Source organism: Capnocytophaga sp. H4358 (assembly GCF_002302515.1).
Lineage (GTDB): Bacteria > Bacteroidota > Bacteroidia > Flavobacteriales > Flavobacteriaceae > Capnocytophaga > Capnocytophaga canis.
In genome coordinates this window covers 231,242-256,280 of the sequence record NZ_CP022380.1, presented here as the reverse complement: position 1 = coordinate 256,280, position 25,039 = coordinate 231,242, and the positions used below count along the sequence as shown (strand labels likewise).

Below are 25,039 nucleotides of genomic sequence, written 5' to 3'. Positions count from 1 at the left end.
ACAATGAAAAGTAATTCCGAATAGAAATACCCAAATAAAAACACATAAACTAAAATCGAAAAATTTTATGAAAACCATAACCCCAAAACAAATCGAACGTCTGTATGAATTTACGCGTCAGCATTACGTGGAATACTTTGACGTACAAACTGAACTGGTTGACCATCTGGCAAATGCTATCGAAACACATTGGCAAGAATTTCCTGACGACGATTTTGAAACGGCTTTGCAGAAAGAATTCCGAAAATTCGGGGTGTTTGGGTTTAATGATATTGTAGAGGAGAAAACAAAACAAATGGAAAAATTGTACAAAAAATTGCTTCGGAAGAAAAAAATTGAGTTCTTCACCTTTCCTAAAATACTACTTACTCTTTTTATATCAGCTGTAATATATACATTACTTTCCGCTTTTAATACTATGTGGATGCCTTTCTTAGGAATAATCATTGTGTTTTATATTTTCAAAGGTATCATCTATCTGAAAACTAAATCTATTTACAAAAGAAAATCAAACAAACAATGGCTTTTCAAAACCGTCTTCCTACATCAGGATAATTATCCTCTGTTGTTACACACTTCTATGCACATCATACTTTATTATTGGCTGTTCATTCAAAAGCAGCATATTCCTATCTTATTTATTGTTGTAGGCTTTACGCTTCAATTTATCTACACGTATATTATAAGCTATCATATTCCGAAAAATAGTGACTGCTACTTTCTGGAAATGTTCCCCGAATACAAATTTGAACTCTCAAACTAAGTTTCTACTATGAAAAAAGTAACCCCAAAACAAATCGAACGTCTGTATGAATTTACACGTCAGCATTACGTGGAATATTACGACGTACAAACTGAACTGGTTGACCATCTGGCAAATGCTATCGAAACACATTGGCAAGAATTTCCTGACGACGATTTTGAAACGGCCTTGCAGAAAGAATTCCGAAAATTCGGGGTGTTTGGGTTTATGGATGTGGTGGAACATAAAATCAGAGAAATGAATAAACGTTATAATAGAATACTATGGCAGAAAATTAAAGACTTTTTCACATTTCCTAAAATAATGATGACTTTGTGTATTGCGTTGGTTGTTTATACAGTTTTGTATTTCTTCAAGGATATAGCCGCTGAAATCGTTGGTAGTATGACACTTATCATTTTGTTTTTAATATATGCCTTTTTACTTTCAAAACCCAAGTTATATCAAAATAAAACTGATAAAAAATGGCTTTTTGAAAACGTCCTCTTAGGGTATAACAACTATGTGGGGGCGTTAGGATTGTTGGCTCAGCTTCATTTTTTTATTAGATATTTGGGAGAAAATATTGCTTTTATGGCTGTTTTTTCGATTTTAATTACGTTTTTAGGCATATCGGTATATTTAGTTTTTTATTATTTACCCAAAAATCGAGATAAGTATCTAATGGAATTGTATCCCGAATATAAAGATTTTATGATAACTACTTAGTATGGCATATTACAATATGTCTTTATAATAAAAATAGAATAGTATATAATATGAAAAAAGTAACCCCAAAACAAATCGAACGCTTGTACGAATTTACGCGTCAGCATTACGTGGAATACTTTGACGTACAAACTGAACTGGTTGACCATTTAGCAAATGCTATCGAAACACATTGGCAAGAATTTCCTGACGACGATTTTGAAACGGCCTTGCAGAAAGAATTCCGTAAATTTGGAGTGTTTGGGTTTATGGATGTATTAGAAGAAAAAACCAAACAAATGAGTAAACGTTATAATCGAATGTTGTGGAAAAAAACTAAAGAACTGTTTGTTATTTCCAAAATAATCTTGATATTTTGTATTGTTATCTCCATTTTTTCACTATTTACTTTGTTTGGGAACGCAAAAATTATGGTTCCCGCGTTGTCTCTTGCCATTTTTATTGCTGCTATTGTATTTATGGTTAAAAACAGACGTACGCTTAAACAAAAAGGTGATAAAAAGTGGCTTTTTGAGGATATCATTTTGCGATTGAATGATCATACTTTCTTTTTCTTCTTTCCTTGTCAGATGAGTTTACAGTTTTGGCGTGATTTTCCTGACAGTGAAATGGCATATATGATTTATTCTGCAGTATTCACGTTTCTACTTGTTTTGATGTATGTGCTAATGGTCTACTTTCCCAAACATCGTGACAAATATCTTCAGGAATTATATTCTGAGTACAAAATTCAGTATATCAAGTAATTTTAAGAATATCAAAAAGTAATGAGTAGAAAAAAACTTTATATATTCTACTGCTCTGTATGGATAGATGTATTTTTTGAAAGGAGAATCTGCAAAGATTCGATGAATCTCTGGAAACAAAAACCTTAAGTAGGGGCGTATCGCAATACGCCCTTACGATGGTATAGGAAACCGTAGGGGCGTATCGCAATACGCCCTTACGATGGTACAGGAAACTGTAAAGGCGTATTGCAATACGCCTTTATGATGGTACAAGAAACCGTAGGGGCGTATCGCAATACGCCCTTACGATGGTATAGGAAACCGTAGGGGCGTATCGCAATACGCCTTTATGATGGTACAAGAAACCGTAGGGGCGTATCGCAATACGCCTTTATGATGGTACAAGAAACCGTAGGGGCGTATCGCAATACGCCTTTATGATGGTACAAGAAACCGTAAGGGCGTATCGCAATACGCCTTTATGATGGTATAGGAAACCGTAGGAGCGTATCGCAATACGCCTTTATGATGGTACAAGAAACCGTAAGGGCGTATTGCAATACGCCCCTATGATGAAAAAATAAAAATGTTAATTTTTTTTGTTTCTCACGGAAAATGAATACCTTTGGTAGCGAAAACATCGTTTTTCAACATTGAATTTCTAACCAAAAAAACTAAAGCTATGAAGTATCATTTAGTACAAAAAGCAAATCCGCAAGATCGTAGTAAAAAGAAATTTTATGCCAATGCGATAATTTCGAGTAAAGTAGAACAAAAGGATATCGCTAAAACGATTTCATCTAAATCGTCACTTACGGCTGGTGATATTGCCAACGTAATTCAGAATCTATTAGAAGAGCTTCCGAAAGAACTACTAAAAGGGAATAGCGTAAAGCTGGGCGATTTTGGAACATTCCGCATCTCCATTAGCAGTGAAGGCGTCGAAAACGAAAAAGATTTTAATGCTTCAATGATTAAGGACGTTCGCATTATCTTCACTCCAGGTGTGGAAATGAAAAAAGCCATTGAAGGAATTTCTTTTGAAAAATCGTAAAAAGAGGGTTTAAAATTTACGGCTGTATCTTTTGTACAGCCGTATTCTTTTTACGTAGTGGTCTTAAAAGTAATGTAAGAAAAGTTATAGTTTTTTTATTAATTTCAATTTAAAATTTTAATCTGTAATTTAATAACGTTTAAAAACTGAGTTATGGTTAAGAAATACTTTTTTTTAGGAATCCTTCTACTATTTGCTGTCATTGGCGTACATGGACAAAAGGCTACAGCCGAAACACCACCTATGGGGTTTATGACTTGGAACTATTTCGCTGAGAACATTTCTGAAAGTCAACTCAAAGAAGTTGTTGATGCAATGGTAAGTACAGGATTACGTGATGCTGGGTACAATTAAAAAATGAACAAGAATAAAATTCTACTACTTATACAATTGAAATTTTTATAAAAATTATTCATTAGAATTATTTCTAAGACACATTTTAAAATACAGAAATAAAGAAAGAAATGATTTTTCATGTAACAATTTAAAATTTTTGTATACTAAAATAAATAAAACTTACGTCAAGAAAAAAAAATATTGACGTCAGGAAATTTTTAAAAATACATTTAGATATGGCGTTGTTCAATGCTGTAGTAATAATTCAAAAGGGAAAGATGTACTGCACTACATCTCTGTAATAGAAAACAATATGTAAAGAAAACTTATCTCTGAACAAATCTGCCGATGTATTGAATTTACACTTCAGTATTGGGTGGAATACCATCATTTGGCAGGTAAATTTGCCGTGCCAAAAAAAATGGAGGCAGTATTGTTTAATCAAGATTAATTTTTATCTTTGTGAACTTTAAATTTAAACACAGAATATGGCGTATTTTTATATTTTAGTTATAGCACAGTTAGTCAATGGTTTATTCTTTTGGAAAGGATACGAAAAGGCAGGTTACAAAGGATGGCAAGCCTTTGTTCCTTTTTACAATACGGTCATTTTTCTTAGGATTATAGAACGTCCATGGTGGTGGTTGTTCTTAGTGTATCTTCCTGTAATAGGGAATATTATGCTCATTGTGATGAACTATGAATGGTTGCATGTGTTTGGCTATCGCAAAAAACGTTACACGCTACTTTCGGTTTTGACTTTGGGTTTGTTTACTGCCTATGTAAGTTATACCGCTTTTTACGTAAAAAAAGACAATCAGGTTATCAAAAAGAATGTATCTTCGTGGATAAGTGCTACTCTATTTGCCGTAGTAGCAGCTTCAGGAATTCATACCTATTTCATTCAACCTTATATGATTCCGACTTCATCGCTGGAAAAAACATTGTTAGTAGGTGATTTTCTGTTTGTTAGCAAGTTCCACTACGGAGTTCGTGTACCGATGACACCACTTGCTCTACCGATGGTTCATGATTCAGTACCTGTGTTAGGAGTAAAGTCATACTTCAGCAAACCGCAACTACCTTATTTCCGTTTACCTGCCTTGCAGAAGATTGAGCGTAATGATATTACGGTTTTTAACTGGCCTACGGACACGGTGCGTTTTTTCCGCGACCCGTCAAATATTCACGTTCATAAACCTATTGATAAAAGGTCGAATTACGTGAAGCGAACTGTTGCTTTGCCTGGCGATGTGTTTGAGATTAAGGATGGAGACGTGCATATCAATGGTAAAAAAGAGATATACCCCGTAAGAGCTAAGTTACAGTCTTCCTATGTTGTTGAGGTGCAACCCAATAAAGGGGTTTTCGATAAATACAGTATGTACAAACAGTTCGGTGTGACGGATTACTTTTTCGAAATTCAGCCTAACGTATATGTTTTCTCCTCTTTAACAGAAGCAGTAGCCGAAACTCTACGTCAGAATCCAAATATTGTATCTGTGAGAAAACGAGTGGAAGAGGTCGGAAAATATAATCCATCGGTGTTTCCGCATTCCGAAAAATATCCATGGAATGAAGATCAATACGGTCCAATTACCATTCCTGCTGAGGGAGCTACAGTAGTTTTGTCAGCTGAAAATTTACCGTTGTACAAACGTATTATTGAAGAGTACGAAGGTAATAAACTTCGGATACAAGGAGAAGATGTTTATATAAACGACATAAAAACGAATTCCTATACCTTTAAACAGAATTATTACTGGATGATGGGAGATAATCGTCACAATTCCGAGGATAGCCGTTATTGGGGATTTGTACCTGAGGATCACGTGCTTGGAAAACCCGTCTTAGTTTGGATGAGTTTAGACAGAAACGCTTCGGGATTGGACAAAATCCGTTGGAATCGTTTGTTCACTACGGTCAATGGTGAAGGGGAACCTGTTTCATACAGATACTATGTGTTAGCAGCTCTTGGATTATGGTTGGCATATAGTTTATTAAGAAAGAAAAAGAAAAAATAATTTCATTAGAAAATGTTAGAAAGCGTACTTTTGCATCCTACGTATTTCCCGTCAATAGCCCAATTTTATTGGATATTGAACCGCCCCTGTGTGCTAGAAGTTTCGGACAACTACCAAAAGCAAACGCTCCGAAATCGAGCATATATTTACGGTGCTAACGGAAAGCAGGCTTTGAATTTGCCTATAAAACATGTGGGAGGAGAAACAGGCAGACAATTATTTAAAGATGTGAAGGTGGAAAACCACTTCCCTTGGCAACGATTGCATTGGAAGAGTTTGGAAACGGCATATCGCACCTCTCCCTTTTTTGAATATTATGAAGATGATTTACGCCCGATTTTTGAAAAAAATTACACCTTTTTGTTGGACGTGAATTTGGAGACTCTTGAAACGGTGTTAGCTTGTTTGCAAACCGATATTAACTTTGATAAAACCGTTATGTATGAGGCTGCTCCAAAGCATTTGAAAGACGCTCGAATTTTGACCAATGCCAAAAAGGAATTGCCTGTGGAAATGGCTGAATATCACCAAATATTTTCAGATAAACACGGTTTTATTCCGAATTTGTCTATTTTGGATTTGCTTTTCCACGAAGGGCCAAACGCCAAAGATTATTTAGCAACACAGATATATATAAACATATAATAACATTAATAAACATCGAAGATGCGTTTTCCTCAGCCATACACACTTAAACAAATAGCAACCATCATCGGAACTTCGTTTGTCGGTGATGATAATTTCCCTGTCTTAGGAATGAACGAAATTCACGTGGTTCAAGCAGGGGACATCGTTTTTGTTGACCATCCGAAATACTATGATAAAGCCTTGCAATCAAATGCCACAGTGGTACTTATTAACAAAGAAGTAGAGTGTCCTAAAGGAAAAGCTCTGCTAATTTCAGACGATCCTTTTCGGGACTTTAACAAACTGACAGAGTTTTTTAAACCTTTCCTGAAATCTACCGCTTTGGTCTCGCCAACCGCTAAGATTGGAAAAAATACAATTATCCAGCACGGTGCTTTCATAGGAAATAACGTACAGATAGGCGATAATTGTGTAATTCATTCGAATGTAAGTATCTATGACGATTGTATTATTGGCAATAACGTAACGATTCATGCGGGAACCGTGTTGGGAGCCGATGCATTTTACTATAAAAAGCGTCCCGAAGGGTTCGATAAGTTGAAATCAGGCGGTCGTGTGGTTATCGAAGATAATGTTGATTTGGGAGCTTTGTGTACTATCGACCGCGGAGTTACAGGTGATACTACTATCAGAAAAGGAACAAAAATAGATAATCAAGTTCATGTAGGACATGATACTGTTATCGGTGAAAAATGTTTAATAGCTTCCCAGACAGGAATTGCGGGTTGTGTTGTTATAGAAAATGAGGTAACCATCTGGGGGCAGGTAGGTATGACCAGTGGGATTACTATTGGAGCCAAAGCAGTTATCTTGGCTCAAAGTGGTATCTCAAAATCGTTGGAAGGAGGCTTGACTTATTTTGGATATCCAGCCGAAGAAGCTCGAAAAAAATATAAAGAAATGGGAGCCTTACGCAGACTTATAACTCAGTAAATCAAAATGGAAGCACCAATAGTACATCTTAAAAATACATTTATTCAACAACGGTCAAGCGTGGTGTTGTCAGATGTGAATTTGACCATCAACAAAGGAGAGTTGGTCTATGTAATCGGAAAAACGGGAACGGGAAAGAGTAGCTTAATTAAACTTCTTTACGGTGATTTGCCTTTGCTTAAGGGTGAGGGGTATGTGGCAGGGTTTAACCTAAAAAAAATGCAAGAGTCCGACATCCCCTTGTTAAGACGTAAGTTGGGTGTCGTGTTCCAAGACTTTAAATTACTTTCAGACCGAAATGTATTCAATAATTTGGCTTTTGTTTTAAAAGCCACAGGTTGGAAGGACTCCAATAAAATTAAACAACGTATTGAGCGTGTGTTGGCAAAAGTGAAAATGGAAGATATGATTTTAAAATTTCCACACGAATTGTCCGGAGGAGAACAACAGCGCGTGGCAATAGCCAGAGCTTTACTCAATAATCCTGAACTTATTTTAGCAGACGAACCAACTGGGAACTTAGATCCCGAAACAAGTGTTGAGATTATGCAAGTATTGAAAGAAATCAATGCTTCGGGGCGTACTATTTTAATGGCAACTCATGACTACGCCTTGATTTTAAAGTTCCCATCAAAAACTTTGAAATGCGATGAATCCAAGCTTTTTGAGGTTATCCAAAGAACTGTTTAAAAGATTTTCTGAAAAATATTAATATTGCATTTATTTTCACCACGACTCCAACTGCCTACAGCGGAAGGTGTCATGCAAATGGAAATAATAAAATCAAGACAACTCAATGAAATTTTCACTAACTATTTTTGTACTATTCATTAGTTTTTTTTCATATTCCCAAACCAAAACTGACTATATTTCACCGTTGGACATTCCGCTGTTACTCTCAGGTAACTTTGGCGAGTTACGAGGAAGTCACTTCCATGCAGGGGTCGATTTCAAAACTCAAGGCAAAGAAGGATTGAAAATCTATGCTATCGAAGATGGGTACGTTTCTCGTATTAAAGTAGGGGCATATGGTTACGGTAAGGCTTTGTATGTCACACATCCCGATGGGAATACCAGCGTGTATGCTCACTTACAGAAGTTTTCGCCTGAAATTGAAAAGTATGTAAAAAAAAGGCAATATGCACGAAAATCGTTCGAAATAGAAGCCTATCCCAAAGCTATTGAGCTACCTGTGAAAAAAGGAGAATTAATTGCTTATGGAGGAAATACAGGTAGTAGTGGCGGGCCTCATTTGCATTTTGAAATCCGTGATTCGAGTGCCAGAGCCATGAACCCCTTATTGTTTGGCTATGACATTTTAGATGAAATTCCACCCAGTGTGTATCAATTGGTAGGCTATTCTCTTGGGAGCGATTCTCAAATTGAGAAATCGCAATTGCCACGACAAATCAATATGACCAAACAATCGGACGGGTCGTACTTAGCAGATAAAATTACAGCCAGTGGTAGTATCGGTTTAGGAATACAATCTATTGATAAGCAGAACGACACTTATCACATTTGTGGAGTTTACCGTGTTACCTTGGAAATCAACGGAATTGTACATTTTCAATATGTTTTTGACAAATTGGATTTTACAGAAGCACGTTATATTAATGTTTTTTCCGATTACGAGCAGTATGTGGATAAAAAAACAAGAATCCAGTTGTTGTACAAAAAAGCCGGAAATCGTATTTCAACGATTTACCGAAATATAAAAAATAACGGACATATTGACGTTCAGGATGGTATGTCCTATTTGGCAACCATTTCAGTTGAAGACATTAAAGGTAATACCACTCGAATTGTCCTTCCTATCGAAGGGAAGCAACAGGAAATAATAGAGCCCAAACCCATTGCAGAAGGGAAATTATTGGTAGCTAAGCGTGACCAGTTCTACACTTTTGAAAATGGAAATGTTTATTTTCCTGAAAATACATTTTATGATGATTTTATGATACAAATCGATAGTAAAAATGACACGCTTTCGCTACATCATCCACGAGAAGCTGTACATAAGCAATTTACTTTGAATATTGAAAATAAGAAATTTACGGAAGAGGAAACTGCACAAGTGTTTATCGCTTACTTGAATGAGAAAAATCGACCTTCGGCAGAACGAACAACTTACAAAAATGGAGTTTTCACGGCAAAAACTCGTAATTTAGGACGATTTACCCTTATGAAAGATACCATTCCACCAACTGTAAGGCCCGTGAATTTCAAAAATAATGGATTGTTAAATGCTTCAACTTTAAAAGTGGAAATCAAGGACGATTTGAGTGGAATTGGGAGCTATTCGGCATCCCTTAATGGTGAGTGGATTTTGTTCGAGTATGACCCCAAAACACGGATGCTTACGTTTGATTTTTCGGACATAGAGGCAAAAAAAACAGATGCGTATAAGTTAGAAATGATTGTTAAAGATGGAGTAGGGAACGTCCAAAAGCTAAACGTCTCGTTCAAGAAAAAGTGACGAAGCCTATAAAAAAATAATTTTGCTACGCCTACCTTTTTTTAGGAAGACGTGATAACGGGAACATGTAAAAACTGAATTTTCGATACGAATAGAGGCGAAAAACTTTCGGAAAATTCAATCGTATATCGTTTAGAAAAACGGAAGTGATGTAAAAAGTATGATATCTTAAAAAAAGAGGATATTTCTGTCAGGCTGAGCGAAGTCGAAGCCCTGTAATGATGAGGCTTCGACTTCGCTCAGCCTGACAGTCAGAACTTCCATCATACTTTTTACAACACGACCAGAAAAACAACAACATTTTAAATATTTATAAATATGAAACAAATAATTTTTACAGAAAATGCACCCGCACCGATTGGGCCTTATAATCAAGCGATTTTGGCAGGAAACACATTGTATGTTTCAGGACAAATTCCTGTAAATCCAAAAACTAATGAAGTCGTTAAAGGCATTGAAGCAGCAACCACTCAAGTGATGGAAAACCTAAAAGCGGTTTTAGAACAAGCAGGAGCCACGTTTGAAAACGTGGTAAAGACGACCATTTTCCTTAGCGATATGGAGCAATTCGGACAAGTAAATGCTATTTACGGAAAATATTTTGACGAAAAAACAGCTCCAGCACGTGAAACAGTGCAAGTGGCAAACCTTCCTAAATATGTAGAGGTCGAAATCTCTTGCGTAGCCGTATTGTAAATTTGAGTAAATTTCTATATCCAAAAAAGCTGTCTATTTCTAGATAGCTTTTTTATTTATGTAAAATTTAACAACAAAAAAAATAAAAAATATTTGCATAGTTAAAAATAAAATTTACTTTTGCAGAAATTTTAAAATACCTATTAAGCTATGTATTGGACGTTAGAATTGGCATCTTACTTAAGCGATGCACCTTGGCCTGCAACTAAAGACGAGTTGATTGACTATGCAATTAGAACAGGAGCTCCTATGGAAGTTGTAGAAAATCTTCAATCGCTTGAAGATGAAGGGGATATGTACGAGTCTATCGAAGAGATATGGCCTGATTACCCATCTGAGGAGGACTATCTGTGGAATGAAGACGAGTATTAATGGAATTTGACAATAGAAAGAAGTCTCTTTTTTGAAAGAAGAGGCTTTTTTGTTTATTGACTTTTTGTCAGTTTTAAAACTATTGGTATATTTGTTGCCTTGTAAAAGCGTTCTGAATCCTTGCTCAAAACAGATGAACCTTTATAATTATATAAAATATTTAAGATGTTAGTATTAAGCATTTTATTAGAAAGGCCTACTAACTCTAACCACTAAATAACGTATTAGAAATGAGTATTGTAAATTCACTGATTAAAATTTTTGTAGGTGATAAAGCAAAAAGAGATTTAAAGTCTATTCAGCCTATTGTAGAAAAAATAAAAACATATGCACAACAGTTGGAAGCTATTTCTAACGATGAATTACGTGCTAAAACAATTGAATTTAAACAAAAAATTCGTGACGCTCGAGCTGAGTTTGATGCTAAAATATTTGATTTACAACAGAAAGCAAATCAAACGGATGATATAGATGAAAAAGAAGATCTATATACCGAAATTGACAGTCTAAATGCAGAGGCCTATGAAATTTCAGAAAAGACTTTGGATGAGATTTTGCCTGAGGCTTTCGCTGTAGTAAAAGAAACTGCACGGCGTTTGGCAGGTAACCCTACTCTTACGGTTACGGCGACCCCTTATGACAGGGAACTTTCGGCTACTAAATCCTACGTAACAATCGAAGGTGATAATGCTGTTTGGCAAAACTCTTGGGATGCGGCAGGTAAGCAAGTTACTTGGGATATGGTGCATTATGACGTACAGCTCATCGGAGGGATTGCTCTGCATCAAGGAAAAATTGCAGAAATGCAAACAGGAGAGGGGAAAACTCTCGTAGCTACTTTACCGGTCTATTTGAACGCTTTAACAGGAAATGGAGTACACTTGGTAACCGTGAACGATTATTTGGCACGTAGGGATAGTGCTTGGATGGGGCCACTTTTTGAGTTCCATGGAATGCGTGTGGATTGTATTGACAATCATCGACCTAATTCACAGGAGCGTCGTAATGCCTATAATGCCGACATCACCTACGGAACTAATAACGAATTTGGTTTTGATTACTTGCGTGATAATATGGCACATACATCGGAAGATTTGGTGCAACGAGTTCATAATTATGCAATTGTCGATGAGGTAGATTCGGTGTTAGTAGATGATGCTCGTACTCCGTTAATTATATCAGGGCCAACGCCTAAAGGAGAGTTGCACGAGTTTAACGAATTGAAACCCTTAGTGTCGGATTTGGTGTCGAAACAACGTCAGTATTTGACAAAGGTTCTTGCCGACGCCCGTAAGCTCATTGCGGAAGGAAACACCAAAGAGGGAGGTTTTCTATTGCTTCGTGTGTATCGAGGATTGCCCAAAAATAAAGCACTTATTAAGTTTTTGAGTGAAGAAGGAGTTAAGCAATTACTTCAAAAAACCGAAAACTTCTATATGCAGGATAATAATCGCGAAATGCCAAAAGTAGATGAGGAATTGTATTTCGTGATTGATGAAAAAAATAATCAAATAGAGCTTACTGATAAAGGTTTTGCTGATATTTCTTTTGATGGGGATAAGAATTTCTTTGTACTGCCCGACATTAGCATTGAAATAGCAAAAATAGAAAAACAAGGTTTGCCTATTGAGGAAGAGGCAGCCTTAAAGGAAAAATTATTTCAGGATTTCAATGTAAAAAGTGAGCGTATTCACTCATTGAATCAGTTATTGAAAGCCTACACGTTATTTGAAAAAGACGTTGAATATGTGGTAATTGACAACAAGGTATTGATTGTTGATGAACAAACAGGGCGTATTATGGATGGTCGCCGTTATTCCGACGGGTTGCACCAAGCTATTGAAGCAAAAGAGAACGTAAAAATTGAGGCTGCAACGCAAACGTATGCTACCATTACCTTACAGAATTATTTCCGTATGTACAACAAGCTATCGGGAATGACGGGTACTGCAATTACGGAAGCTGGGGAATTTTGGGAGATTTATAAATTAGATGTAATGGAAATCCCTACCAACAGACCTATTGCTCGTAAGGATAAAAATGATTTGATTTATAAGACCAAACGTGAAAAATATAATGCTGTAATTGAGGAAGTTGCGCGTATTTCAGAAGCAGGTCGTCCTGTACTTATTGGTACTACTTCGGTAGAGGTTTCAGAACTTTTGAGCCGTATGCTTACCATGCGTAAAATCAAGCATAATGTTTTGAATGCTAAGTTGCATAAAAAAGAGGCTGAAATTGTAGCAGAAGCTGGACAGCCTGGGGTGGTGACTATTGCAACCAACATGGCAGGTCGAGGAACTGATATTAAGTTAACTCCAGAGGTAAAGGCTGCAGGAGGTTTGGCAATTATCGGTACAGAACGCCACGATTCACGTCGTGTGGATAGACAGCTTCGCGGTCGTTCGGGACGTCAAGGAGACCCTGGAAGTTCTTTATTTTTCGTGTCATTAGAGGATAATTTGATGCGTTTGTTTGGTTCGGAACGCATTGCTAAATTTATGGATAAATTAGGACATAAAGAAGGTGATGTGATTGAGCATTCATTAATGACTAAGCGTATCGAAGCAGCACAAAAGAAAGTAGAGGAAAACAATTTTGGTATTCGTAAGCGTTTGCTTGAATATGACGATGTGATGAATGCACAACGTGAGGTAATCTACAAACGCCGTCGTCACGCTTTGGAGGGAGAACGCCTTAAAGTGGACTTGGCGAATATGATTTATGATACTTGTAAAGTTATTGTAGAGCAAAATAAAGGAGGAAATAATTTCAAAAATTTTGAATACGAACTTATTCGATTTTTCTCTTTGAAATCTCAAATTACCGAATCTGAATTCGGAAAATCGTCTGTTAATGATTTGATTAATACACTTTACAAAGAAGTATTGATTCACTATCAAGAAAAGACAGAACGCAGTGCCGAAACAGCTTTTCCTGTGATAAAAAGTGTTTACGAAAATCCATCGAATACCTATGAACGTATCGTAGTGCCATTCACGGACGGACAAAAGGCTATGAACATCGTTACCGATTTGAAGGAGGCTTACGAAAGTAATGGCAAGAAATTAATCAGTGATTTTGAGAAAAATATTACTTTAGCTATCATTGATGAGGAATGGAAAACGCATTTACGTCGTATGGATGAACTTAAACAGTCGGTACAATTGGCTGTGCATGAGCAGAAAGATCCGTTACTTATCTATAAATTTGAGGCTTTCGAGCTTTTTAGTTCAATGATAGATAAAGTAAATAAGGAAATTATTTCATTTCTGTTCCGTGCCGAATTGCCTACGCAGAATACACCAATTCAAGAGGAACAACGAGTACAACGTCAGCCTGAAAATTACCGAACATCGCGTGAAGAAGTTGGCGATGAGGTGGCAAATCAACAGCGTGAAGCTGGACAGGCTGTGTCAAGACGTTCGCAAGTGGTGGAAACCATCGTACGTGAACAACCTAAAATCAATAGAAACGAGCGTATTATGGTACAAAATATTCGTACCGGTGAACGTAAAGAAATGAAATATAAACAAGCTATTCCCCTCATTGAAAAAGGAGAGTGGATTGTAGTTCCGAGTTAGTTAAGTTACTAAATGAAATTGAAAGGCTATCTGAACAGGTAGCCTTTCTATATAATCAACATATTATGAAAATAGCAATCATCAATGGGCCTAATCTGAATTTATTAGGAAAAAGAGAGCCTGAAATCTACGGAAATGAAACTTTTGAACAATTTTTTGAAAAGTTGCAAAAGAAATATCCTTCCGTGCAACTGACTTATTATCAGAGCAATATAGAAGGAGAACTCATTGATAAAATTCATGAAATAGGCTTTGAATATGACGGAATAATCCTCAATGCAGGGGCTTATACGCATACGTCTATTGCTATTGCCGATGCTATCAAAGCAGTCACCACCCCTGTATTAGAAGTGCATATTTCCAACACCTATGCACGTGAAACTTTTCGTCATAAATCCTATATTTCGCCTGTGGCTAAGGGACTTATATTAGGTTTGGGTTTGAAAAGTTATGAACTGGCATTGATAAGTTTTCTATAAATTCGCTATTCGTTTTACGAAATTACAAATTACGAATTACGGAAAAGCCTCGCCCCCGTAATTCGTAATTTTTCATTCGTAATTAACTATCGTACTTCGTAATTAACTATCGTACTTCGTAATTAACTTCGTAATTCGTAATTTTTCATTCGTAATTAATTAACCACCGTCCAGCCTTTTGCTCTAATAGCATTAAGTTGACTTTGAGAAAAGTCTTGATAGTTGTAATTGTTAAATTTTGCCTGTTCAGATGCTGAGCGTGTGGGCAAATCATCTACAATTTTTTGTTTGCTTGCAGGGGTTAGGTTGTTGTTTATGATAGTAATATGATTTAATTTTGCATTTTTACTAATATCTAAATCAGTCAATTGATTGGAATGACAATCAAATCTTTGTAATTCGGTATTTTTGGTAATATTCAAATTTGATAGTTGATTTCCTCCACAGATTAAAAGAGTTAGATTCGTATTTTTGGTAATATCTAAACTGGTTAATTGATTAACACTACAAACAAACTGTATCAAATTTGCATTTTTGCTGACATCTAAACTGGTTAGTCGATTTCCCATACAATTTAAGTAATTTAGATTTGTATTTTTGGTAACATCTAAATCAGTAAGTGTATTGTTCCAACAATCAAGAGATTTTAAATTTGTATTTTTACTAACATCTAAGTTAGTTAATTGATTTTGACGACAAATAAGTTCCGATAAATTTGTATTTTTGGTAATATCCAAATCGTACAGTTGATTTCCACTACAGTCTAGAAATGTTAAATTTGTATTTTTGGTAATATCCAAACCGTACAGTTGATTATTTCCACTACAGTCTAGAAATGTTAAATTTGTGTTTTTAGAAACATCCAAACTTGTCAGGTTGTTATTAGTACACTTCAAAAAAGTTACTTTTCCGTAAATTGTTACTGTTTTTTCTGGAAAAGGTTGTTGTATGATTGCATTAGAAATTAAGTTATGACCAAAAGTTGTTACATTTTCGTTTGTATCTTTTTGTCCATCGTTATTAAAATCAATCCATATATCATTTCGATCTTCAGGTGCTGCGTCAATAATTAATGTAATTGAGTTACTTATAGCTTTCATTACAATGCGAGGTGTATCGTCATCTCTTACCGTTACAAAGCAAGTAGCTATTTTACCTCCATCGACAGTTGTAGCTGTGAGTTGAGCCTTTCCTACTCCTATTGCGGTTACTATTCCATTTCCGTGTACCGTAGCTATTTCAGCGTTAGAGGTTGCCCAAGTTATGGCTTGGTTAGTGGCGTTCGTTGGCAAAATCCTCACTAACAAATTATGGATACTTCCTGGTCTTAAAATTAAACTACTTGAAGATAATTCTACAGAAGTTACTTGTACAGAAGGCGTGTTACCTTCGTTAGGCATAGGAAATATTCTATCTCGGTATTCGCTCCAAAACCAATTAGGGTCGTTTTTATAGGTGTCTACATAGGCTTGTGGCACATAAATAAACGGATTTTTGTTACCGTGTCCAAAAAGTGATAAACTATATAGAGCATAAGTTCGAGGAGGAGCAGGTGCTTTTACAGTAATTGAAACCAATGATGGGGTATCTGCAAATAGTCTTGGGCCTATGTTTTCTAAAGTTGCTGGTAAAACAATGGATTGCAACGATGAGCAACCTTCAAAAGCAGACGTTTCAATACGTTTCATTCCCTCGGCTATGGTTACTTTGTTTAATGCCGTACAGTTTTGAAAAGCCTCTTCTCCAATCATGTTCACATTTCCATGAATTACTACTTCTTTTAGTCTTTTACATTGTGCAAAGGCTCTACTGCCTATTATAGTCACGTTAGCAGGAATAATCACTTTCCCATCAGCAGGAATTTTTGTGCAATCCCATCCTGTTAATACACTTCCGTTAATATTTGCTCCGTCGGATATCACCGAGGAAGCTGTTACCGTTACTTTACAGGAGGCTGTTTTAGAACCATCTTCGGTAGTAGCTGTAATATAAACAGTTCCTGAAGCAACGCCCATTACTTTTCCGCTGGCACTAACGGTAGCTATGGAGGTATTTCCACTTGTCCACGTTACGGCTTTGTTAGTGGCGTTTGTAGGTAATACATTAGCCGTTAGCTGTTGTTCTCCACCCACAGTTACTGTGGCAGTTTCGGGTTGTATGTTTATGCTTGTTACCTGAATCATTGGAATTTCCACAGTAACTTTACATGTAGCAGTTTTCCCGCCATCTTCGGTAGTAGCGGTAATATATACCGTTCCTGAAGCTACGCCTGTTACTTTTCCGTGATTATCCACTTTGGCTATTCCTGCGTTGGCAGTTGTCCAAGTTACTTTTTTATTGGTTGCATTCGTGGGGGATACCGTTGCAGTCAATTGGAGTTCGTCTCCTACTGGCAAGGTAATAGTTTCGGGTTGTATGCTTACATTTGTTACAGCTATTACGGATTCTACAGTTACTTTACAAGAAGCTTTTTTTCCTCCATCTTCGGTAGTAGCTGTGATGTATACTGTTCCTGAAGCAACGCCCGTTACTTTTCCACTGGCAGTCACCGTAGCAATGGAAGGGTCAGCACTCGTCCAAGTTACTTTTTTGTTGGTTGCATTTGTAGGGGATACCGTAGCAGATAATTGACGTTGGTTTCCTATCGCTAAGACAATGCTTTCTGGCTGTATGCTTACGTTTGTTACAGCTACTATGTTTTTTTCTACAGTTACTCTGCACGATGCTTTTTTTCCGCCATCTTCTGTTGTAGCTGTAATGCTAACTACTCCTGCTGTAATAGCCGTTACCTTTCCATTTGCATCTACCGTAGCAATGGTTTTATCAGTAGTTGTCCAAGTTATTTTTTTGTTGGTTGCATTGGTAGGTGATACGGTAGCAACCAAAGTTTTGGTGTCACCCTCTAATAAGGTGATAGTTTCATTGTCCAAACTTACGTAGGCTACTGTAATCACTTTTTTGGATACGGTTATCTTACAAGAGGCTGTTTTCTTGCTATCTTCGGTAGTAGCTGTAATGTATACCGTTCCTGAAGCTACACCTGTTACTTTCCCCAAATCGTCCACGGTAGCAATAGCGGTATTAGCACTTGTCCAAGTTACTTTTTTATTGGTAGCATTGGCAGGTAAAACGGTAGCCGTTAAACTGTAAGTATTGCCCTCCACCAACGTAATTTGCTCTTCAGAAAGGCTTACGCTCTCCACAGCAATGACTTTTGCTTCGACGGTCACTCGACAAATTGCAGTCTTTTTCCCGCTTTCTGTAGTAACCACTACGGTAGCTGTACCCACTTTATGAGCGGTTAGTAACCCTCCTTCGTTTATGGTGACAACAGCCTCATTTTCACTTGTCCAATGAATGTTTTTGTTGGTAGCATCGGCAGGCAGTACGGTGGCTGTTAAAGAATATGTATTTCCTTCCACTAACGTAATTTGCTCTTCCGATAGGCGTACGCTTTCCACTTCAATAATTTTTGCCTCAACAGTAACCTCACAGAGAGCTCTTTTCCCTCCATCTTCGCTGGTTGCCGTAATGGTCACCACTCCCGCCTTAAGAGCCGTTAGCTCTCCCATTTCATTTACCGTAGCAATCGTGCTATCCGCAGAACTCCACATAACTTTTGGGTTAGTAGCCTCAGCGGGTAATACCGTAGTGGTTAAAGAGTGCGTATTCCCCTCAGTGAGAGTTAGTTTTTCAGGGGAAATACTCACCGAAATTACATGGATAAAACGTGGGGCAACGGTTACCTTACATACGGCGGTTTTTTCTCCATCTTCGGTAGTTACTGTGATTTCAACCGTACCTGGTTTCAATGCTGTAATCAGCCCTTTGGCATCAACTGTAGCTACATCGGTGTTGCTACTTTCCCAGCTGACACTTGCGTTGGTAGCATCTTCAGGAAGAACTATTACTGACAGTTTGTGGTTGTCCCCTTCCGTCAATTCCAATTCATTTTTCTCTAACGTAACACTCGTTACGTGAATGATAGGCTCTTCTTTAATACAAGCCAAAAGTAAAACTAAAGCAACCACACTGGTCACTACCCATTTTCCAATCTTTGTATTCATAACTATCAAATTTGATTTACTATTTTAAAAATATTTCCTTATGTTTTATAGTTTTTTGAGTATGTTAATCATCAGTTTCTGTTTCAAATCGCACAACAAAATAACAGAATTTGGTAAATAACTACAATTGTTAACGTTTGTTAAATGTTAAAATATTGAACCTAAAATACTGTTTTATGCATGAACGGTCGAAAATCGTACCTGAACTGTCAATTTATTAACATTTCTTTAAGTGTTAAATTTAGAAGGATAATAAGTTAATTACGAATTGAGTATTGGATAATTAGTGGTTATGGATTAAGAGTTAGCGTAATTCGTAATTTAAAATTCGTAATTAACCTATCCTCTTGGCACAGTATTTGACCTCTTCAAAATGTTTAAAAATTGTAAATATAATGCTATGAAGTACAAATATCTTTTTTCCGGTGTTAGCATTTTGATGAGTGTAGTTTCTCATGCACAATCGATGCTTCCTAAAATGAAAATTGCAAGTCAGCAAAATGCAAATCCTATGGAATTGCAAGAGTTGCACACTGACATTTACGTTGTAGGGCAAACAGCGATTACCACTATGGAAATGGTGTTCTATAATCCTAACGATCGGGTGATGGAAGGTGAATTTGAGTTTCCTCTCGGAGCAGGACAAGTGGTTTCTCGTTTTGCCTTGGACATCAACGGAAAGTTACGTGAAGGCGTAGTAGTGGATAAAAAACAAGGACGTGTAGCCTTTGAAAATATTGTCAGACGTGGTGTTGACCCCGGTTTATTGGAAAAAACCGAAGGAAACAATTTCAAAGCACGTGTTTATCCTATACCTGCAAAGGGGTCTCGACGTATTTTGATTGCTTTTGAACAAGAATTAAGTCATAGAAATGGAAAAGATTTCTATTTTCTACCCATAAAAGGAGATTTTACGCTAAAAAAATTCAGTTTGAAAGCTGAAATTGTGTCAAGAGAAGTAAAAACAGAAGATGATGGAGTGGAATTATCATTCAAAAAATGGCGAAATTCGTATATTTCAGAATTGACAAAAACGGATTATAGGCTTAATAAAAACATCACTTTAATATTTCCAAAAATAGAAAAACAGCAGATTTTTGCTTCTACAGAAAACCAAAAAACGTACTTTTATGGAAGTATTTTACCTGAAAAAGAGATAATTAACAACAAATCGTTTCCCAAAAAGATTGGATTGCTTTGGGATATTTCGGCTTCAAGTGAGGAACGTGATTTTGATAAGGAATATCAATTGTTAGATGTCTATTTTAAAACCATAAAAAATGTTGATGTTGAGCTAATTACATTTAATATTCGTGCTAATGTTCCTAAAAAATTTAGTATTAAAAATGGAGATTGGTCAGCGTTAAATTCTTATTTGAAAAAACAAACTTATGATGGAGCTACTTATGTTAATCCATTGGAAATTAAGGATTCAAGTGATGAGTATTTGGTGTTCACGGACGGAATTTTCAATTTTGGAGAGGAAAAAGATTTGAAATTATTGACTGCTATTATCCAAAAACCTGTGTATGTAATCAATTCAAAATCAGTAGCAAATACTGATAAAATGCAATATATAAGCAATCAGACAGGTGGAAATTTTATCAATTTATCACAACAAACAGTTGAAAATTCTTTGGAAAAATTACTAAAACCAACATTTCGTTTGATTGAGGCAAAAGTGAAGTCAGGAAAAGTGTCGGATGTATATCCACAAGTAGGAAGTCCAATCACAGAGAACTATTTTTCATTTGCGGGGCAATTGCAATCGGATAAAGCAGAGTTGGAGTTTTCTTTCGGATATGGAAATAAAATCACTGAAAGTAAAATAGTTACCGTTCAGAAAAATATGGATTCTTCCGAAAAAGAATTTAAGCAGTTAGAACGTTTTTGGGCAGGGAAGAAAATCGCACAAATGAGGTCAGAAGCTGAAAATCAGGATAAAATAGATGCCGTTGGGAAAGAGTTTGGTATTGTAACTGAAGGAACATCGCTCATTGTTTTGGAACTTTTATCGGATTATGTTGCCAATAGAATCGTTCCTCCAACAGAACTGCAAAAAGATTATTTTGAAGCCGTTGCTCGGGAAGATAAATACGCTAAGGAGGAAGAAAATCGCAAAAAATCTCAGAAAAAAGACAAAATTGAGGAGGTTATTGCGATGTCAAAAGCCCAAAGTGAGTGGTGGAACACGAGTTTTCCAATTAGTGTTGAGGAAAAAAACGGAAAGGGAGAGATTCCACCCCCATCGCCACCTGCATCTGCAATTGAGGAAGTTGTGGTAATATCTGCTACTCATTCAGATAGGAGAGAAGTGGCAGTAGAAGAAATAGCTTTTATGGAAGAAGCCGAAGTAGCGTCCGAAATGAAAGAGATGGTTGCGATGACCGGTGCAGGAAGCAAAAAAATGGCTGAAAAAACAAGCGTTAGTCAAAATAAAAATATTGATATTCAGTTAAATAGTTGGAATCCTGATACGCCTTATCAAAAAGTATTAGAATATACAGACGAAAGGAAATCCTATGAAACTTACTTGAAATTAAAGCAAGAATATGGTAAAACCCCCGCTTTTTACGTCGACGTTGCCGATTATTTCTTCAAAAAAGGAAAAAGCGAAACTGCAACTTTGATACTTTCAAACTTAGCGGAACTCAACTTAGAAGAAGCTCAAATTTTGCGAGTTTTGGGATATAAATTATTAGAGTACAAAAATCCAAAATTGGCCATATTGATATTTCAAAAAGTACTGAAAATGAGAGAAGAAGAGCCTCAATCGTTCCGTGATTTAGGTTTGGCATTGGCTCAAGATAAACAGTATAATAAAGCTGTTGAAACGCTTTATAAAGTTGTTACCGAAGTATGGAATAGTCGTTTTTATGGTATCGAACTTATTGCAATGAACGAAATTAATAACATTGTTAATACGCAAAAAAATGTAAAAACGTCCTTTATAGACAAGCGATTACTGAAAAATGAACCAGTTGATGTACGTGTTGTACTTACTTGGGATACAGATAGTTCCGATATGGATTTATGGGTAACTGACCCTAAAAAGGAAAAATGCTATTATTCAAACGACCTGACGGAGTATGGAGGGAAAATATCAAATGATTTTACAGGAGGCTATGGACCAGAGGAATTTATGATAAGAAAAGCAATTGATGGTCAATATGAAATTCAGGTACAATATTACGGAAATTATTCACAAAAACAATTGTTCCCAGTAAGTCTTCGTTTAGAATTTTTCACCAATTATGGTTCCAGAAATCAGAAAAAACAAGAAGTTGTCATTCGGCTTACTAATAATAAAGAAGTTATTGATGTAGGAAAGTTTATTTATAAAAAGTAATTCATTTGGAAAAATTGTAGGGGGTATATAAGAAGAAGTTGAAAATTTCATTCAAATAAAAAGCCTCTGTTTGACCTTGGTGATGTTATAAAAAGTCTTCAAAAACTTTTATGTATTGCTATTGATAGGTTAAACAGAGGCTATTATTATGCTATCGTTTCCATCCATTGGCATCAAAGGAATTCTTTTTCCAATACCACATCATTAAAAATCCAATCAACGCACCTCCAACATGTGCGAAATGTGCGATATTACCACCGAAAATAGAGAATCCTGTAACACCTGAGAATAAATCTATTCCCACCAAAATAGGAATGAAATATTTAGCTTTTATCGGATACGGAATGAAAATCATCATGAGTTTGGCATCAGGGAACATCATCCCAAAGGCGACTAAAATCCCGTAAATTGCTCCTGAAGCTCCCACAGCTGGTGTAAAATAGGAACTCATCATATCGTTAAACGTACTTTTAGGAATAATATGCTCCCAAGCTGTGTTGTACTTACCTTCGGCTAATACATTTTTCACCATTTCGGGCGTAAAACCATTATCAGCTAAGGCTTGTAATCCTTCCTGAAAATAGTAGTAATTCACTCCTGAATGTATTAACGCTGAACCTACGCCACACGAGAAATAGAAAAACAAAAATTTTTGTTGTCCCCAAATCTTTTCTAACGGACTGCCAAATGCCCAAAGTGCATACATATTGAAAAATAAGTGCATTAGTCCGCCGTGCATGAACATATATGTTATATACTGCCACCATTTGAAATTAGGATTTTCAAAAAAGTAGATCGCAGCATTTTCTGTGAGATTTATGTTGGGAATCAAATTGTATTCGGCAATGAAAAATACAATAACATTTATGATTATTAAGTGTTTGATTATTTGTGTGATACGTTCCATGAAATATATTATAGATTAAAAATATTTATCAATTTCATTAAGTGAAAGATGGCTATACACTCGCTTTCCAAGTGGCGAAATTAAACTTTCTTTACAAGCAAACAAATTATTTAACAAAGTTTCTTGCTCCTGTTCCGTTAGGTTTTGTCCTGTTTTTATGGCTAAACTACGGCTAAGACTTTGTGCAAAAGCCTCTTTTTGAGAGTTTTCGTTTGTAGGTAGGTTTTCAAAGTGTTGCTGAATGAGTTCTTGAAATACGTTGGGAATATCGCTGTCCGAAATATGTAGAGGAACTCCATTTATTTGTATTTTATCTTCTTGAATATCAATAATAAAACCAATATTTTCAAATAATTCTTTTAATCTTTTAACCACATCAAGTTCCTCCCTTGAAAAAGATAATTCCAGAGGGAACATTAGTTGTTGACTTGCTGTACTTGTTGATTTTAAGGTTTTCAGAAAATCTTCATACAAAATCCGCTGATGCGCTCGGTTTATATTAACGATAATTAGTTCATTATGCAACGTTGTTACAAGGTATTTCTTTCCTATTGACAGTATATTTTTTCCTATTTGCGGTGACAACGGTTCTACATCAAAGAGTTTACTCTCAATTACTTGTGGTTCAAAGCTATTCAAATCAGATTCGATACCTACATACAGACTTTCCCACGAGCTTTGTTTTTTAGGGTGCGAAGAAAAGTTCTGTCCATTTCCCGAATTTCGGTTGTTTTGAGTTTCTTCTTTAAAAGGATTAAAATTAGGATCTATTTCAATTTTTGGAAAAACAGGTTCCTTATCCTTATAGCTATAAGGAATGTCGAAAGTCGTGTCTCGATTAAAATCAAGTACTGGAGCTATATTAAATTGTCCTAAACTGTGTTTTACTGCCGACTTGAGGAGAGCGTAAATGCTGTGTTCGTCCTCAAATTTTACCTCAGTTTTAGTTGGGTGAATATTGATGTCTATGGTTGAAGGGTTAACTTCCAATCGAATGAAATATTCAGCCTGTTGTTGGCTGTTAATAAGTCCTTCGTAGGCCACCGTAATAGCGTGATTTAGATATCTATTTTTTACAAAACGATTGTTTACCATTAAAAATTGCAGGGATTTCGTTTTAGCTATGTACTCAGGTTTCACCACGAAACCGCTTATTTTCAAAATGGGGGTTTCCTCCTCAATAGGTACTAATTTTTCATTTGTTTTTCCACCAAAAAGGTGTACGATACGTTGTCTAAAATTTGTGATAGGTAAGTTAAATAGTTCATTCCCATTGTTGTAAAAGTGAAAATGGATATTTGGATGAGCCAATGCTACACGATGAAATTCATCTAATATATGTCGTAATTCTACGGTGTCCGATTTGAGAAAATTTCGTCGAGCAGGGATGTTAAAAAACAAATTTTTCATTGAAATAGAAGTGCCATCAGCTGTAACACATGGTTCTTGATAAGTTATCTTGCTTCCTTCTATCCGAAGTTCTGTTCCTAATTCATCCGTAGGTCGTTTAGTGATAAGTTCCACATGAGCAATTGCCGCTATGGAGGCTAATGCCTCCCCTCGGAATCCTTTTGTTTGCAATTGGAATAAATCTTCCGCTTTTTGAATTTTGGAGGTAGCATGTCGTTCAAATGCAAGTCGGGCATCTGTTACGCTCATTCCTATGCCATTGTCAATGACTTGGATAAGAGTTTTTCCTGCATCCTTAACGATGAGTTTTATGTTAGTAGCCTTGGCGTCAATCGCATTTTCAAGTAATTCTTTCACTGCAGAGGCAGGTCGCTGAATTACTTCTCCTGCTGCAATTTGATTGGCAACGTGATCGGGTAATAAACGAATTATATCGGTCATTTTTATTTTAGGAATCGTTTTCTTGGTAGTCTGTGGGATTGTATATCTCAAGCTATATTTTTTA

18 protein-coding genes are annotated in these 25,039 nt (G+C 36.2%); 15 read left to right on the top strand and 3 right to left on the bottom strand.

Going from position 1 to position 25,039, the window contains the following annotated elements:
- The first annotated feature begins 67 nt into the window (after positions 1-67).
- From CGC49_RS01095 to aroQ, 14 genes are all read left to right on the top strand, one after another.
- A complete protein-coding gene (locus tag CGC49_RS01095) occupies positions 68-763 on the top strand; it encodes a hypothetical protein (protein WP_095911662.1) in 696 nt (231 codons plus the stop codon).
- Positions 764-772: 9 nt separating this feature from the next.
- Entirely contained in the window at positions 773-1,471 is a 699-nt protein-coding gene (locus CGC49_RS01090; RefSeq protein WP_095911661.1) for a hypothetical protein, read from the top strand.
- Between the two features lie 50 nt (positions 1,472-1,521).
- On the top strand, positions 1,522-2,217 hold the full coding sequence (locus tag CGC49_RS01085; protein WP_095911660.1) for a hypothetical protein: 696 nt from the start codon (positions 1,522-1,524) through the stop codon (positions 2,215-2,217).
- Between the two features lie 664 nt (positions 2,218-2,881).
- Entirely contained in the window at positions 2,882-3,253 is a 372-nt protein-coding gene (locus CGC49_RS01080; RefSeq protein ID WP_095912653.1) for an HU family DNA-binding protein, read from the top strand.
- 153 nt (positions 3,254-3,406) lie between these two features.
- Positions 3,407-3,607 (top strand): hypothetical protein, encoded by a 201-nt coding sequence (locus tag CGC49_RS01075; protein ID WP_042010462.1) that lies wholly within the window; start codon positions 3,407-3,409, stop codon positions 3,605-3,607.
- A 470-nt stretch (positions 3,608-4,077) separates the two neighbouring features.
- Positions 4,078-5,613, top strand: a complete 1,536-nt coding sequence (lepB, locus tag CGC49_RS01070) for a signal peptidase I (RefSeq protein WP_095911659.1) — start codon at positions 4,078-4,080, stop codon at positions 5,611-5,613.
- A 12-nt stretch (positions 5,614-5,625) separates the two neighbouring features.
- Positions 5,626-6,258 (top strand): WbqC family protein, encoded by a 633-nt coding sequence (locus CGC49_RS01065; protein ID WP_095911658.1) that lies wholly within the window; start codon positions 5,626-5,628, stop codon positions 6,256-6,258.
- Between the two features lie 21 nt (positions 6,259-6,279).
- Positions 6,280-7,194, top strand: a complete 915-nt coding sequence (lpxD, locus tag CGC49_RS01060) for a UDP-3-O-(3-hydroxymyristoyl)glucosamine N-acyltransferase (protein ID WP_042010469.1) — start codon at positions 6,280-6,282, stop codon at positions 7,192-7,194.
- A 6-nt stretch (positions 7,195-7,200) separates the two neighbouring features.
- On the top strand, positions 7,201-7,884 hold the full coding sequence (locus CGC49_RS01055; protein ID WP_042010471.1) for a cell division ATP-binding protein FtsE: 684 nt from the start codon (positions 7,201-7,203) through the stop codon (positions 7,882-7,884).
- Positions 7,885-7,990: 106 nt separating this feature from the next.
- Positions 7,991-9,670, top strand: a complete 1,680-nt coding sequence (locus CGC49_RS01050; protein WP_198540631.1) for a M23 family metallopeptidase — start codon at positions 7,991-7,993, stop codon at positions 9,668-9,670.
- Between the two features lie 318 nt (positions 9,671-9,988).
- Positions 9,989-10,366 carry a RidA family protein gene (locus tag CGC49_RS01045; RefSeq protein ID WP_042010475.1) on the top strand — a complete coding sequence of 126 codons (378 nt, stop codon included), beginning with the start codon at positions 9,989-9,991 and terminating at the stop codon, positions 10,364-10,366.
- Positions 10,367-10,516: 150 nt separating this feature from the next.
- Positions 10,517-10,738 (top strand): DUF2795 domain-containing protein, encoded by a 222-nt coding sequence (locus CGC49_RS01040; protein WP_042010477.1) that lies wholly within the window; start codon positions 10,517-10,519, stop codon positions 10,736-10,738.
- Between the two features lie 230 nt (positions 10,739-10,968).
- Complete coding sequence (secA, locus tag CGC49_RS01035; protein ID WP_095911657.1) at positions 10,969-14,322, top strand: preprotein translocase subunit SecA; 3,354 nt, start codon at positions 10,969-10,971, stop codon at positions 14,320-14,322.
- 65 nt (positions 14,323-14,387) lie between these two features.
- Positions 14,388-14,801, top strand: a complete 414-nt coding sequence (aroQ, locus tag CGC49_RS01030) for a type II 3-dehydroquinate dehydratase (protein WP_095911656.1) — start codon at positions 14,388-14,390, stop codon at positions 14,799-14,801.
- A gap of 155 nt (positions 14,802-14,956) precedes the next feature.
- Here the strand turns inward: aroQ and CGC49_RS01025 are convergent, their stop codons facing one another.
- Positions 14,957-18,868 carry an Ig-like domain-containing protein gene (locus tag CGC49_RS01025; RefSeq protein ID WP_095911655.1) on the bottom strand — a complete coding sequence of 1,304 codons (3,912 nt, stop codon included), beginning with the start codon at positions 18,866-18,868 and terminating at the stop codon, positions 14,957-14,959.
- 400 nt (positions 18,869-19,268) lie between these two features.
- On the opposite strand from CGC49_RS01025, the gene CGC49_RS01020 reads away from it, so the two are divergent.
- Positions 19,269-22,217: a VIT domain-containing protein gene (locus tag CGC49_RS01020; protein WP_095912651.1), complete on the top strand. Its 2,949-nt coding sequence runs from the start codon at positions 19,269-19,271 to the stop codon at positions 22,215-22,217.
- Positions 22,218-22,368: 151 nt separating this feature from the next.
- Here CGC49_RS01020 and CGC49_RS01015 read toward each other — a convergent pair whose 3' ends face one another.
- Both CGC49_RS01015 and mutL read right to left on the bottom strand, forming a co-directional pair.
- The gene (locus tag CGC49_RS01015) at positions 22,369-23,124 is read right to left on the bottom strand and encodes a rhomboid family intramembrane serine protease (RefSeq protein WP_095911654.1); all 756 of its coding nucleotides are present in this window, start codon (positions 23,122-23,124) and stop codon (positions 22,369-22,371) included.
- Between the two features lie 15 nt (positions 23,125-23,139).
- Complete coding sequence (gene mutL, locus CGC49_RS01010) at positions 23,140-24,975, bottom strand: DNA mismatch repair endonuclease MutL (protein ID WP_095911653.1); 1,836 nt, start codon at positions 24,973-24,975, stop codon at positions 23,140-23,142.
- Between the last annotated feature and the right edge of the window lie 64 nt (positions 24,976-25,039).

Coding starts and splice junctions, on each gene's coding strand:
- CGC49_RS01095 (WP_095911662.1), top strand. CDS start 68: ATGAAAACCATAACCCCAAAACAAATCGAACGTCTGTATGAATTTACG.
- CGC49_RS01090 (WP_095911661.1), top strand. CDS start 773: ATGAAAAAAGTAACCCCAAAACAAATCGAACGTCTGTATGAATTTACA.
- CGC49_RS01085 (WP_095911660.1), top strand. CDS start 1,522: ATGAAAAAAGTAACCCCAAAACAAATCGAACGCTTGTACGAATTTACG.
- CGC49_RS01080 (WP_095912653.1), top strand. CDS start 2,882: ATGAAGTATCATTTAGTACAAAAAGCAAATCCGCAAGATCGTAGTAAA.
- CGC49_RS01075 (WP_042010462.1), top strand. CDS start 3,407: ATGGTTAAGAAATACTTTTTTTTAGGAATCCTTCTACTATTTGCTGTC.
- lepB (WP_095911659.1), top strand. CDS start 4,078: ATGGCGTATTTTTATATTTTAGTTATAGCACAGTTAGTCAATGGTTTA.
- CGC49_RS01065 (WP_095911658.1), top strand. CDS start 5,626: ATGTTAGAAAGCGTACTTTTGCATCCTACGTATTTCCCGTCAATAGCC.
- lpxD (WP_042010469.1), top strand. CDS start 6,280: ATGCGTTTTCCTCAGCCATACACACTTAAACAAATAGCAACCATCATC.
- CGC49_RS01055 (WP_042010471.1), top strand. CDS start 7,201: ATGGAAGCACCAATAGTACATCTTAAAAATACATTTATTCAACAACGG.
- CGC49_RS01050 (WP_198540631.1), top strand. CDS start 7,991: ATGAAATTTTCACTAACTATTTTTGTACTATTCATTAGTTTTTTTTCA.
- CGC49_RS01045 (WP_042010475.1), top strand. CDS start 9,989: ATGAAACAAATAATTTTTACAGAAAATGCACCCGCACCGATTGGGCCT.
- CGC49_RS01040 (WP_042010477.1), top strand. CDS start 10,517: ATGTATTGGACGTTAGAATTGGCATCTTACTTAAGCGATGCACCTTGG.
- secA (WP_095911657.1), top strand. CDS start 10,969: ATGAGTATTGTAAATTCACTGATTAAAATTTTTGTAGGTGATAAAGCA.
- aroQ (WP_095911656.1), top strand. CDS start 14,388: ATGAAAATAGCAATCATCAATGGGCCTAATCTGAATTTATTAGGAAAA.
- CGC49_RS01025 (WP_095911655.1), bottom strand. CDS start 18,868: ATGAATACAAAGATTGGAAAATGGGTAGTGACCAGTGTGGTTGCTTTA.
- CGC49_RS01020 (WP_095912651.1), top strand. CDS start 19,269: ATGAAGTACAAATATCTTTTTTCCGGTGTTAGCATTTTGATGAGTGTA.
- CGC49_RS01015 (WP_095911654.1), bottom strand. CDS start 23,124: ATGGAACGTATCACACAAATAATCAAACACTTAATAATCATAAATGTT.
- mutL (WP_095911653.1), bottom strand. CDS start 24,975: ATGACCGATATAATTCGTTTATTACCCGATCACGTTGCCAATCAAATT.